Source organism: Paraoerskovia sediminicola (assembly GCF_030296575.1).
Classification (GTDB): domain Bacteria; phylum Actinomycetota; class Actinomycetes; order Actinomycetales; family Cellulomonadaceae; genus Paraoerskovia; species Paraoerskovia sediminicola.
Genome location: NZ_AP027729.1, coordinates 3,156,862 through 3,169,242 on the forward strand (window position 1 = coordinate 3,156,862; position 12,381 = coordinate 3,169,242).

The 12,381-nt window shown below is 70.9% G+C and carries 10 protein-coding genes and 1 pseudogene; 5 read left to right on the plus strand and 6 right to left on the minus strand.

Features of this window, described 5'->3' with window-relative positions:
- Positions 1 to 10: 10 nt before the first annotated feature.
- Positions 11 to 1,036 (minus strand): LacI family DNA-binding transcriptional regulator, encoded by a 1,026-nt coding sequence (locus tag QUE47_RS14605; protein ID WP_286217882.1) that lies wholly within the window; start codon positions 1,034 to 1,036, stop codon positions 11 to 13.
- A 363-nt stretch (positions 1,037 to 1,399) separates the two neighbouring features.
- On the opposite strand from QUE47_RS14605, the gene QUE47_RS14610 reads away from it, so the two are divergent.
- The 4 genes and pseudogenes from QUE47_RS14610 (at position 1,400) to QUE47_RS14625 (ending at position 5,231) form a co-directional block, all read left to right on the plus strand.
- Positions 1,400 to 2,443, plus strand: coding sequence for a sugar ABC transporter substrate-binding protein (locus QUE47_RS14610; protein ID WP_286217883.1), 1,044 nt, complete (start codon positions 1,400 to 1,402; stop codon positions 2,441 to 2,443).
- A 34-nt stretch (positions 2,444 to 2,477) separates the two neighbouring features.
- A pseudogene (locus tag QUE47_RS14615) lies at positions 2,478 to 3,439 on the plus strand (carbohydrate ABC transporter permease).
- An 8-nt stretch (positions 3,440 to 3,447) separates the two neighbouring features.
- Complete coding sequence (locus tag QUE47_RS14620; protein WP_286217884.1) at positions 3,448 to 4,269, plus strand: carbohydrate ABC transporter permease; 822 nt, start codon at positions 3,448 to 3,450, stop codon at positions 4,267 to 4,269.
- The gene (locus QUE47_RS14625; protein WP_286217885.1) at positions 4,266 to 5,231 is read left to right on the plus strand and encodes a D-2-hydroxyacid dehydrogenase; all 966 of its coding nucleotides are present in this window, start codon (positions 4,266 to 4,268) and stop codon (positions 5,229 to 5,231) included. The genes QUE47_RS14620 and QUE47_RS14625 overlap by 4 nt, the downstream gene beginning before the upstream one ends.
- A gap of 78 nt (positions 5,232 to 5,309) precedes the next feature.
- On the opposite strand, the gene QUE47_RS14630 is transcribed toward QUE47_RS14625, so the two are convergent.
- The 3 genes from QUE47_RS14630 to QUE47_RS16985 form a co-directional block, all read right to left on the minus strand.
- A complete protein-coding gene (locus QUE47_RS14630) occupies positions 5,310 to 6,602 on the minus strand; it encodes an endo-1,4-beta-xylanase (RefSeq protein ID WP_286217886.1) in 1,293 nt (430 codons plus the stop codon).
- A gap of 64 nt (positions 6,603 to 6,666) precedes the next feature.
- The gene (locus QUE47_RS14635) at positions 6,667 to 7,464 is read right to left on the minus strand and encodes an NAD(P)-binding domain-containing protein (RefSeq protein ID WP_350227587.1); all 798 of its coding nucleotides are present in this window, start codon (positions 7,462 to 7,464) and stop codon (positions 6,667 to 6,669) included.
- On the minus strand, positions 7,386 to 7,781 hold the full coding sequence (locus QUE47_RS16985; protein WP_350227588.1) for an NAD(P)-binding protein: 396 nt from the start codon (positions 7,779 to 7,781) through the stop codon (positions 7,386 to 7,388). Before QUE47_RS16985 ends, QUE47_RS14635 begins: the two co-directional genes overlap by 79 nt.
- 34 nt (positions 7,782 to 7,815) lie before the next feature.
- Here QUE47_RS16985 and QUE47_RS14640 point away from each other — a divergent pair, with 34 nt between their 5' ends.
- On the plus strand, positions 7,816 to 8,295 hold the full coding sequence (locus QUE47_RS14640; protein WP_286217887.1) for a TetR/AcrR family transcriptional regulator: 480 nt from the start codon (positions 7,816 to 7,818) through the stop codon (positions 8,293 to 8,295).
- A gap of 190 nt (positions 8,296 to 8,485) precedes the next feature.
- Here QUE47_RS14640 and QUE47_RS14645 read toward each other — a convergent pair whose 3' ends face one another.
- Both QUE47_RS14645 and QUE47_RS14650 read right to left on the minus strand, forming a co-directional pair.
- A complete protein-coding gene (locus QUE47_RS14645; protein ID WP_434019698.1) occupies positions 8,486 to 9,361 on the minus strand; it encodes a TrmH family RNA methyltransferase in 876 nt (291 codons plus the stop codon).
- 35 nt (positions 9,362 to 9,396) lie between these two features.
- A complete protein-coding gene (locus tag QUE47_RS14650) occupies positions 9,397 to 12,303 on the minus strand; it encodes a hypothetical protein (protein ID WP_286217888.1) in 2,907 nt (968 codons plus the stop codon).
- Positions 12,304 to 12,381 lie beyond the last annotated feature (78 nt).

Consider the following 12,381-nt stretch of genomic DNA (forward strand, 5'->3'; position numbering starts at 1 on the left):
TCGGTCGGGATCAGCGGTTCGGTGCAGGGGCGGGTCCGGTCGACCCCGCGAGCGCCAGCTCGCATGGCACGAGCACCTGGGTGCGGGGGACCGTAGGATTTTCGAGCCGATCGAGCAGGCCGTCGACGGCGCGGCGACCCATCTCGCGGCCGGGCGCCATCAGGGCACTGAGCGTGGGGTCGGCGAGCGCGACGACGTCGGGTGACGTGGCGACCGAGAAGACGGAGACGTCGTCGGGCACGGCGCGGCCCGCGCGCTCCATGCCGCGCACCACCCCGCTCGCCGCGTCGTCGTTGAGGACGATCACCGCTGTGGTCGACGGAACCTCGTCCAGGATCCGCCGAGCGGCGTCCCGTCCGGCGACCGGGGTCTGCTCGCAGGCGACCACGTGGTCGCGCAGGCCGAGCGACGCGACACGTCGCCGGTAGGCCGCCTCGGTCCGCACGATCGGGCCGTATCCGGGCAGGGTGTTGTCGCCGAGGCTGCCGACGACGAGCGCGATCTCACGGTGCCCGAGCCCGGTCAGGTGGTCCATCGCGTCGGTGACGGTCCGTTCGAAGTCCATGTCGACGTAGTCCTGCTGCGACGAGTCCTCGGTCCTGCCGATCAGCAGGTACGGCAGTCCCCGTTCTTCGACGAGTGCGACGCGCGGGTCCTTCTGCTGGACCTCCATCAGGAGCAGCCCGTCGACGAGGCCGCTGCCGATGTAGTCCTCCAGCTGACTCGCGTCGTTGCTCACGGGCCACATGACGAGGTTGAAGCCTCGCTCGGCCGCGGCGACGGACGCGCTGGTCACGATGCTCATCGCGGTCGCGCCGAGACGGTGCTCGAGCGCGGGGAAGGCGATCGCGACGATGCTGCTCCGACTGCTGGCGAGCGCACGTGCGAACGCGTTGCGACGGTAGCCGAGCTCAATCATCGCGGCCTCGATCCGCGCTCTGGTCGCGGGTGCGACGGGCTTCGTGTCGTTCACGACGAAGGAGACCGTCGAGATCGACACACCTGCCCTCTGCGCGACGTCGCGCATCGTTGCCATGACTCCTCCTCGAGTGCCAGGACCATTCCGGCCCCTGATGTCTAGCATCTTCCGCCGCAGTAGTAAACCGCGAGTACCTAATTCTGGTCAAGCGCTTGACCAGCCGTGCCCGACGTGTCTACGGTCCTCACCACACAGCCCGCGGCGCAGCGAAGATGCCCCGGGACGAAGCAAGGGAGCTTTCGACATGCAGCGACTACTGATACTGACCACGGCCCTCACCGGAGCGTGCGTGCTCGCCCTGACCGCTTGCTCGAACGGCGACTCCTCGGGCGCAGGGTCCGCCGACGGCTCGCTCGAGCTGACGCTCACCGACACGCTGTCCGAGACGAGCGCGGCGGTCTACGACCCCATCTACGAGCAGTGCGCCGAAGAGGTCGGCGTGAGCGTCACGCCCAACCACGTCGCGGGCAGCGGCCTGATCGCCTCGGTGCTGCAGCAGGCGTCGTCCCAGACGCTGCCCGACGTCCTGATGCTCGACAATCCCGATGTACAGCAGATCGCCGAGGCTGGGGCACTCTCCCCCTCACCGACTACGGGATCTCGACCGACGGGTACGCCGACGGCGTCGTCCAGGCCGGCACGTACGAGGACGACCTGTACGGGGTCGTCCCGGTCGTCAACTCGCTCGCGCTCTTCTACAACCAGGACCTGCTCGACGCGGCCGGCGTCACCCCGCCCACGACGTGGGACGAGCTCGAGTCCGCAGCGGCGTCGCTCACGGACGGCGACACCTACGGCGTCGCGTTCAGCGGGACGAACACGTTCGAGGGCACATGGCAGTTCCTGCCCTTCATGTGGTCCAACGGCGGCCACGAGGACGACCTCACCGCACCGGAGACCGTCGAGGCCCTCGACCTGGTCACCCGGCTCGTCGACGACGGCTCGGCCTCGCAGAGCGTCGTCACCTGGTCACAGAACGACGTCAACGACCAGTTCATCGCCGGCAAGGCCGCGATGATGGTCAACGGCCCGTGGAACCTCCCCTCGCTCGACGCCGCCGAGGGCCTGAGCTTCGACGTGGTCACGATCCCGACGCGCACCGCCGAGCAGGACCCGGTCGCGCCTCTGGGTGGCGAGGCCTTCACGGTCCCGAACACCGGCGACGCCGACCGCATGGCCGCGGCCGGCGAGTTCGTCGACTGCATCGTCGGCGACGACCACCAGCTGACCATGGCCACCGGTCGCGGAGCGGTGCCGTCCCGGACAGAGGTCGCGGACCAGGCCGCAGCCGACGAACCGCTCATCGCAGCGTTCGTCGACACGGTCCAGACCGCACGTGCCCGGACCGCGCTGCTCGGGACGCAGTGGCCCGACGCCGCGACGCGCATCTACACCGCCGAGCAGCTCGCGCTGACCGGCGAGGCAAGCCCGTCCGAGGCCCTGGCGCAGGCCCAGGACCAGTAGCAGGACCAGCCACCACGACCATGTTCGAGGAGGGATGATCACCGTGACCACCACGCTCCAGTCCACGGAGGCGCCGATCAGTGACCCCGCGCCGCCGCGCGGTCGATCGACAGCCGCCCGCCGGGAACTGCTCGTCCGTTGGGCGTTCGTGATCCCCGCGATCGTCTATGTCGCCCTGTTCTTCGGGTATCCGGTCCTGAAGTCGGTGACGATGGGGTTCCAGGAGTACACGACCCGCTCCTTCGTCACCGGCGAGGCCCCCTGGGTCGGCCTGCAGAACTATGTCGACGTCGTCACCGGGAGCCTGTTCACGACGACGCTCACGAACACCGCGCTGTTCACGATCGGGTCGATCATCGGCCAGTTCACCCTCGGCATGCTGCTCGCGCTGTACTTCAACCGGAAGTTCCCGCTCAACGGCGTGCTGCGGTCGATGCTTCTCCTGCCGTGGCTGCTTCCGCTCATCGCGTCGACGGCGGTGTGGAAGTGGATCCTCGACCAGGACAGCGGAGTGCTGAACCAGACACTGATGGGGCTCGGGATCGTCGCCGACCCGGTACCGTGGCTGACGAGCCCCGACCTCGCGCTCGTCGCGGTCGTGGGCGTCAACGTCTGGCTCGGCATCCCGTTCAACGTCTCGCTGCTGTACGGCGGGCTGCAGGACATCCCGGAAGAGCTGTACGAGGCCGGCGCTCTCGACGGCGCCACCGGGTGGCGCGCGTTCTGGTCGATCACCTGGCCGAACCTGCGGGCGGTCGTGAGCGTCGTCCTCGTCCTCGGAGTCGTCTACACCCTCAAGGTGCTCGACGTGATCCTCGGGCTCACGGGGGCGGACCAGCGAACTCGACTCAGACGCTCGCCACCGACTCGTACCACCGTTCCTTCGTCCAGTTCGACTTCGGCACAGGCGCCGCGGTGAGCAACATCCTCATCGTCGTCTCCCTGGTGTTCGCAGTCGTCTACCTCCGGGTCAATCGCGCCCCGGTCGACGAGTGAGGTCAAACATGAGCTCCCGCAAGCGCACGCGCGCCCTCGCATCAACCACCCTCGGCATCGTCTTCCTCGCAGTCATGCTCTTCCCCGTGTACTGGATGGTGAACGCCTCGTTCCAGGACGCGGGGATGGCGGCGAGCAGCTCGTTCCTGCCGCTGAACCCGAGCCTCGCAGGCTACGAGAAGGCCATCACCCAGCAGAGCGGCAACCTCTTGACCAGCATCGTCGTCGCCCTCGGCGCGGTCGCTGTCACACTCCTGATCGCGACGCCCGCGGCATACGCGATCGCGAAGTTCCGGCTGCGGGGCATCGCCTGGTTCTCGTTCGCCCTGCTGATCGCCCAGATGATCCCCGGCATCGTGATCGCCAACGCGCTCTACGTCGTCTACAACGATCTCGGCATGCTCAACTCGGTCCCGGGCCTGATCCTCGCGGACGCGACCCATGGCATCCCGTTCGCGATCCTGATCATCGGAGCGTTCATGCGCGCACTGCCGATGTCGATCGTCGAGGCCGCGAGGGTGGACGGCGCGGGTCACGTCCGCGCGTTCGTGTCCGTCGTCGTGCCGGTGAGCCTGAACGCGATCATCACGGCAGGGCTGTTCGCGTTCCTCTTCGCATGGAGCGACTTCATCTTCGCCCTCACCCTGACCACGTCGCCCGACGTCAAGACGGTGACGCTCGGCATCTACGACTATCTCGGTGGCGAGGTGCAGAGCTGGTCGCCCGTGATGGCGACCGCAGTGATGGCATCGATCCCCGCGATCGTGCTGCTCGTGTTCGCTCAGCGATACATCGCGGCGGGTGCGCTGGGCGGCTCGGTGAAGGCGTGACCCGCACGCCGCTGAGGGTCGCGCTCGCGGCTCCGCTCGACGCCGACCTGGCGGCGCAGCTCGTGACGCTCGAACCACGGATCGAGATCCACGACCAGCACTCGACGGCCGACGCGCTCTTCGGTCTGCCGCCTGAGGGACCGGAGAAGATAGCCGAGGTCGTGAGCGACAACCCCCGGCTGCGCTGGGTGCACGGCATGGCCTCCGGCACAGCGGCCGAGGTCCGGCGCGCCGGCCTCACCCCGGCGCAGATCGATCGGGTCCGCTTCACGACGTCGGCGGGCCCGCACGGGCAGCCGCTCGCCGAGTTCGCCCTGCTGTGCTTGCTGGCCGGCGCCAAGGACCTGCCACGACTGCAGGCCCAGCAGCGCCGGCGCGAGTGGGCGCCACCGTGGACCATGACGCACCTCGCCCAGGCGACGGTCGCAGTCGTCGGCCTCGGACACATCGGGCGTGAATGCGCTCGGGCTGTCCAGGGCCTGGGCGCCCGTGTCGTCGGCGTGAACCGGACACCCCGTCACGTCGACGGGGTCGAGCCGGTCGTACCGCTCGAGTCGTTCGCCGACGTGGTCCCGGACGTCGACGCGATCGTCCTTGCACTGCCCGAGGCCGACGGCACGCGTCACGTCCTCTCCCGGGACGTCCTGTCCCGGATGCTCCCGGGCACCCTCGTCGTCAATGTCGGGCGTGGGAGCTCGGTGGACACCGCGGCTCTCGTCGCGGCGCTGGAGGACGGCACCGTCGGGTTCGCGGGCCTCGACGTCGTGGACCCGGAGCCGCTCCCGCGCGACCACCCGCTCTGGTCCCTGGACAACGTCCTGATCTCACCGCACACGGCGGCACGGCGCGACGACCAGACCCTCAGCATCGTGCGGATGTTCGCCGAGAACGCGACCCGGCTGCTCGATGGCCGCGACCTCGTCAACGAGGTCCTGCGCGACGAGCTCCTCGGCGGGACCTGATCGCGCAGTCGTGGTGATCCGGAGCCCCTCAGGCGTCAGTGTCCGCCGTCGCCACCGACGGCCGCAGCACGACGTCGATCACGGTGGTCCCGGCGACGTCCAGCGACACCTGCGCCTCCGCGCCACGGGCCTGAAGCCGGTAGTCGCCCAGGAACCCCGAGAACCGCACGCGGCCATCGCCATCGGTCCGGTACGTCGTCGGGCCGTGCCACCACTCCCCTTGACCAGGTCGCGGAAGGCGTCGTACGCGGGTTTCGGGGTGCCGTCGGCGCGCACGAGGCCACCGGGCGCCCCGAGCCACATCCCGGCGTCCGTCAACCCCCAGTACGTCGCGGCCTCGACGCTCGGGTGCGACAGCAGGGTGCGGTGGTGTCGCACGAGCTCGTCGGCCTGACGCTGCTCGCCCTCCTCGGTCGATGGCCAGGTGGCGGGCGCGTAGTCGTTGAGATCCTTGATGTGCGCCGGCATCGGGTCGCCGGAGAGCAGGGTGGTCTCGGTGAAGTGGATCGGGATCCCGTAGCGCGAGAAGCGGTCGAGGACGTCCAACGTCTTCTCCTCGCCCCAGTAGCCCTGGTGCATGTGCGACTGGAGGCCGAGCCGGTCGATGGTGATGCCCGCCTCGAGCACGCCCTCGATGAGGCACTCGTACGCGGTGGACATGTCGAAGTCGTTGAGCAGGAGCGTCGCTGTCGGGTTGGTCGCGCGCGACTCCTCGAAGCCCATCCGGATCATCTCGATGCGCCCTCGCTCACGGGCGAGGCGCGTGATGCCGTTGTCCTCCTTGTCGAACACCGGCATGATCACGACCTCGTTGATCACGTCCCACATGTCGACGAGGCCGGCGAACTCGGCCACGTCGCGGCGGATGCGCTCGCGCTGCAGACGCTCGATCTCGTCGACGGGCTCGTCGAGGAGCCACGGGGCGCAGACGGTGTGCCAGACGAGCGGGTGGCCCTTGAGCACGGTGCCGCGGTCCCGGTAGCGCTGCGCGAGGCGACGCATCGGCTCGGTGCGCGGGGCGCCACGTTCCGGCTCGAAGCTGCCCCAGTAGAACTGGAGCGTCCCTGCGTTGTAGACGTCGTGCCAGAGAGCTTCGACACGATCGGCCCAGTCCTGGGGTGATTCCCCGTCGAGGAGTTCGACCCGGTTCTGCGGGACGTCGCCGGCGGTCGAGGTCTGGGCCGTCGCCAGGAAGTCCTCGGCGATGTTCGCGAACAGGAACGTGTGGCGCGTCTGTTCGACGGTGACGTCGGTGTCGGCCAGGGGCGTTCCGTCGGGTTGCTGGAGCGTCAGCGTGGCGTTCGCTCGCCGGTGCGCGAGAGACGGATCAGGGGTGCGACCGGGCGTGGGCGGCGCGAACAGGCTCGTCATCGAAAACGTTCTCCATCGTCGGGTCAGGCCATGGTGCCACGTCACGTCCTCCGTGACGTCGCCACTACTCCCCGATCGCCAGGGCGCGCCGACGCTGCTCGGCGATCCGCCCAGCGACGTAGTCGGCATCCCGACCGACCCCGCCGATCAGTCCCGAGGTCAGCCCGTACTGGAAAGGCATCCCCACGAAGTACAGACCCGGAGCGCTCTCCACGACGCCCCGGTCGGTCACCGGGAGCCCGTACCGGTCCCGCTCCAGACCGTCGATCCAGCCCAGGTCCGGTCGATATCCGGTCGCCCAGATCACCGTCTTCGGCGGTGGGACCACCGCACCATCGGCGACCGGCAACCCTCCCTGGACTCCGGTCAGGCGCGGGAGCGGGATCACCCCGGCACCCACCACCTCCTTCATCGAGGTCCCGATCAGCGGGCCACCCCTTGCGTGGAACGTCGACGACGCCCTGCGCCCGATCGGAGTGCTCGTGGTGAGCACGCCGTTGACGAATGCCCAGTACGCACCGCCGGCCAGCGTGAAGACCGCGGCAGGGATGTGCGGTGTCGGACGACCAGCGAGATACGTGGGGTGACTCGCAGCCAGCTCCAGGGCGATCTCTACGCCGGACGCGCCGGCCCCGACGACCAGAACCGGTCCGGGGGCCACCGAACTCGGACTGCGGTACTCGCCGGCGTGCAGCTGGTGGATCTCCGCATCCAGCTCCGCAGCGAAGTCGGGCCTCGACGGCGTCGTGTTTGCGCCCGTCGCGATCACGACACTCTCGGCGGTCAGGGTTCCCGCGCTGGTGCCGACGGAGAAGCAGCCGTCGACCGAGCCCAGCGAATCGACACTGACTCCCGATCGCACCGGCAGGTCGAAGCGTGCCGCGTAGTCCGCCAGGTAGTCGGCGACGACGTCCTTGCCGGCGTAAGCACCGGGGGCAGCGCGCTGGCCATGCCGGGAAGCGCCGAGTACCGGGCGGGCGTGAACAGCCGCAGCGAGTCCCAGCGTCTGCGCCAGACATCGCCGACCTGTCGGTCCCTGTCCAGGATCACGAACGTCTCACCGCGCTGCTTCAACCAGTAGCCGGTCGCCAGACCGGACTGCCCCGCTCCCACGATCACGGTCGAGACACGTGTGCTGTTCGTCGTCATGGTGGACCTCCACGTCCGAACCGTTAGCATACGCTTCTACTTACTAGAATGGTACTCTAACGAAATGCTCGAGGAATCACAGAGCGCACCCTCGCTCCGGCACACGCTCGCCGCTACGACCCGCTCGCAGGTTGTTGATGCTGCGGCGCAGCTCTTCGCCGAGCAGGGCTACACGGGCAGCTCGATCGGGGCGATCGCCCAGCGTGCGGGAGTCGCGGTCCAGACGATCTACAACTCGGTCGGCAACAAGGTCGCCGTGCTCTCAGCGGTGCTGGACGCGGCCGCGTCGGGCCCCCGGTCGCCCACACCGGTGCCCGTGTTCATGGCTGAGCGAACGAGCGAGATCAGTGATCCCGTGGATCTGGTCCACATGCTCGCGGACTGGTTCGTCGAGGTGAACGAACGCACGGCACCGATCCACTGGATCATCCGGCAGGCCGCGTCACTGGACGAGGGTGCCGCGGAGCTGGAGCGCGCACGCGCGCGCCAGCGCCTGCACAACTACCAGCGTGCAGCAGCCTCCTCCGCGAGCTCGGCGGTCTGACCTCGGGCACGACCGACGAGCAGGCCGCGGCGACTCTCTGGACGATCGGTCATCCGAGCACCTACCGCTCGCTCGTCATCGACGAGGCCTGGACGGTCGATGCCTATCGCGCGTGGCTGCGCGTGACCTTGGAGTCGGCGCTCGGGTAGCCGAGCGCGCCCTGCCCCCTGCGCCCGACATGGCGTGCCGTTCAGACCCGTGTCGCCCAGAACGCCACCGCGCTCGCCGCAGCCACGTTCAGCGAGTCCACCACCCCGGCCATCGGGATCTTCACCACGATGTCGGACGCCGCGACGGCCGTCGTCGAGAGCCCGTCGCCCTCCGTACCGAGCACCAGCGCGAGCCGCTCGGGCGCGTCGGCCTCCAGGTCGTCGAGCGACACCGCGTCGTCCGCGAGCGCCAGCGCCGCCACGGTGAACCCTTCGGCGCGCAGGTCGTCGAGGCCTCGTGGCCAGGCGTCGAGGCGGGTCCACGGGACCTGGAAGACGGTACCCATCGAGACCCGCACCGAGCGTCGGTAGAGCGGGTCGGCGCAGCGCGGTGAGACGAGGACGGCGTCGACGCCGAGGGCGGCGGCGGAGCGGAAGATCGCGCCGACGTTGGTGTGGTCGACGATGTCCTCGAGCACGGCGACGCGCCGGGCCCCGGCTCCCCCGCGGGCGCCCGCGAGCAGGTCGCGCACCGACGGCAGCGGGGGCCGGTGCATCGATGCGAGCGCGCCGCGGTGCACGTTGAACCCGGTGATCTGCTCCATCACCTCGGGTGAGGCGAGGTGCACGGGGACGGGGGCTCCGTCGTCCGAGGCGGGGAGGTTCTCGATGAGCGGCGCGAGGGCGGGGAGCCACTTGTCGGACATGAGGAACGATCGCGGGCGGTGACCGGACGCGACCGCTCGGCCGATCACGGTCGCGCTCTCCGCGATGTAGAGGCCCTTGGCGGGCTCGTGCTTGGAGCGCAGGCGCACGTCGGTGAGGTTCGCGTACTCGGCGATCCGCGGGTCGGTGGGGTCGGTGATCCGGACGACGCCGGGCAGGTCGGTGGGGGCGGGTTCGTCGGGGGTCTGCACGGTTCGATTGTCTCCCGCCGCCGTCCCCCGCCGCGCTAGCTTCTCGCCGATCCGGCGCGCGCGTCGAGCACGTCGTGCAGCGCGGCCCGGTAGGCCCGGGTGGCCGGGTAGTCGGAGTGGGTCTGGACGGCGAAGAGGTAGGACTGCTCGAGCACCTCCTCGGCGGGACGGTCGACGTCGGTGCAGCCGTCGCTCGCGACGGGGAACCCGAGGTAGTCGGTGCGCCGCCACAGCCCGATCCAGCGGTACGGGCGGCCGCCCGCAGGGTCGGCGAGGCGCCCGAGCACCGAGCGCGGGTGGGGGCGCAGAGGGACCCGCTCCGTCGTGTACCGCCACGGGTCGGCGCTCCAGAACCTCGCCGACTCGATGGACGTGGTCCCGAGCACGTCGGGTCCGAGCAGCTCCGGGAAGAAGCGCCCGAACAGGGCCCGCAGCTGGGTGCCGAAGGTGAGGAGCGAGACACGCTCGGCGTCCTGGGGTGGGCGTTCGCGCCCCAGGACCGCCGCGACCGCGAGGACGCCGCCCAGGCTGTGCGCCGAGAGCACGACCCGGTTCCGGGCGCGGTCCGGGTCCCGGGTGCCGTCCGGTCGCACGCCGAGCCACGCGTCGACCCTGGCCGCAAGCTCCGGCACGGCCCGCTCCGAGTAGCACGGGGGCCCGAACGGGTGCGCCGAGCGCGGCAGGAACGCGACGAGGTCCCAGAAGAGCCCGAGGGGTCGCGCCGCCGTCGCGCCGCCGGAGACGGCCGCGCTCCCGACGAGGGCGACGGTCAGCGACCCGAGCACCAGGAGGGTCGCCGGCGCGAAGGCGTGCACGTCCCAGCCGTAGGGCTCCGACGAGGTCGCGCCAGGGACGGCAGAGGTCGCGTCGAGCAGCGGCACGGCAAGGAGCGCGAGCACGAAGACGACGGCCACCGCGCCCACCACCGGCTCCGCCCGGTGCGCCGCCGCCGCGAGTCGCCGGGCCGCGGCCACCCGCTCGCGCTCGAGGTCCCCCACCTCCGGCGGCGGCCGACCCGCGCACCCGGCGCCCGCGCGGGGCAGGTCCGTGCCGCGGTGCACCAGCATCACGAGCGCGACCGCCAGGACCACGACGAGGGCAAGGCCCAGACCGACGACCGACACGACCCCGAACTCGCTGTACGGGCGTGGTGCCCGCACGAGGTCGGGCGCCTCGGTCGTCGAGCGCAGCGTGTCGTGCACGACGTCCACAGCCGCGACCTCGGTGTCGCCGGTGCCGTCCCCGGCGACGTCCCGATCGACCGCCGCGCCGTCCCCGTCTCCAGCGGCGTCTGCATCGGTGCCCACGACACCGCCGTCGGCGCCAGGCTCGACCACCACGTACCGCTTCTCGGCCTCCGGCGCGTTGAGCACGGCGACCCCACCCACGACGACCGCGCTCGACAGCAGCAGCGCGAGGCCTGCCGCGAGCGCCATGAACACCGCGGACCCGGCGCCGCGCCATCCGAGGTGCCGGGTGGAGCGCGTGGCGAACGTCGGGGCGACGTAACCGCTCAGCGCGACGACCCCGACCGCCAGGGCCAGGGGCCGCCATCCGACGTCGTGCGGGAGCCCGACCGCCAGGCCGAACGCCCCGTACCCGAGGGCGAAGACGATCCACGACCCGACGCCGATGTGCGTGCGCCAGCGCGCGGCCGCGACGACGAGGCCGACCATCGCCATCACGAGGGCCGTCGGGGCGACGACAAGCCCGACCAGCCGCTGGTCGGGACCGTCGGGGACGATCAGCACCCGCCACCCGACTGCCGCGACGAGCGCGAACGACGCCACGAGGAGCCCGAGCCCCCACGCCCGCGAGCGCGCGCCGTCGTAGCGGGTCCCGCCGACGCTGGCGGGCCGGACCTTGAGCGGCACGTCGGCGCTGCCGCCGGCGTCGATGAAGATTCGGACCAGCACGGCGGCCAGCAGCAGCCCGCCACTGCCCGCCGCGACGACCAGCGGCAGGTCGAGCCCCGCCAGGTCACAGGTGAAGATGGTGCGCAGGCTCCCGCACGCCTCGGCCGGGCGCGCCGCGACGGACCACGCGGTCAGCATGCCGACGAGGGCGAACCCTCCGGTCACGTGCAGCCGCGTCGTCGTGACGGTCAGCACGTCGTGGCTCCAGAAGCCCGGGACCGACAGGAGCGGGAAGCTCGGATCGGTGGTGTCCGCGGTCGCGGCGCTCTCCCCCGGTGCCCCGTCGCGCGCCGTCGCCTTGGTGGACGACATCCGCGACTCGTACCGCGTGCGGTTCGTGTGCGCGAGCAGCCACAGCGCCAGGACGAGGACCAGCGGCACCAGCATCAGGACGGCGGTCCGCTGGCCGTTCGTCCAGAACGCCGCGGCGGACATCCACGTCGGCAGCGCCGCGCAGGTGCGCACCGCGGTCTCGGAGACCCGGTCGAAGCACTGGCGGCCGACGACGTCGAGCGCCAGCGTGAGCGTCGTCGCCACGAGGAACAGGGTCAGGACGAAGGCGAAGAGCCGCACCACGGAGGCCTGCGCCCGCCCGCCGTGCGCCGAGTCGAGCCTGCCGCCCGTGATCTCCCGCGCCCAGTAGGCGGCGTTCGCGAGACCCAGGGGGACCACGAGGATCCACAGGGAACGGATCGCCGCCAGCGCCGCGACACCCATCGCTCTGCCGCCGGGCAGCACGGACAGCCGCGCGAGCGCACCCCACGAGTAGGCCTCCCGGTGCACGTCGGCAGGGATGGCGGACGGCGCGGCGTCAGGCCCGTAGTCGGCGGTCGGCACCGTGTCGCGCGCGCGGGCCTTTGCTGTCGGCGACCAGAAGCTCGCGCCGTCATCACCGGAGTTGCCGAACCGGTCGATCGAGGACCGCTCGATCTCCTCGCGCGGCAGCCCGAGCATCGCGGCCGGCGGCGTGTTGCTGACGCCGTGGATGCGGAGCTCGAGCGTCGTCGGGGCAGCCGGGTGCTCCACGGTGCGGGATCGCCCGGACCGATGCCACCACGCACGGACACCCATGTCTCACCCCCGGCGACCTCGACGGCACGTTGC

Excerpts from the sequence above, each read along its gene's own strand:
- QUE47_RS14605 (WP_286217882.1), bottom strand. The coding sequence starts at position 1,036 with ATGGCAACGATGCGCGACGTCGCGCAGAGGGCAGGTGTGTCGATCTCG.
- QUE47_RS14620 (WP_286217884.1), top strand. The coding sequence starts at position 3,448 with ATGAGCTCCCGCAAGCGCACGCGCGCCCTCGCATCAACCACCCTCGGC.
- QUE47_RS14630 (WP_286217886.1), bottom strand. The coding sequence starts at position 6,602 with ATGACGAGCCTGTTCGCGCCGCCCACGCCCGGTCGCACCCCTGATCCG.
- QUE47_RS16985 (WP_350227588.1), bottom strand. The coding sequence starts at position 7,781 with ATGCTAACGGTTCGGACGTGGAGGTCCACCATGACGACGAACAGCACA.
- QUE47_RS14640 (WP_286217887.1), top strand. The coding sequence starts at position 7,816 with ATGCTCGAGGAATCACAGAGCGCACCCTCGCTCCGGCACACGCTCGCC.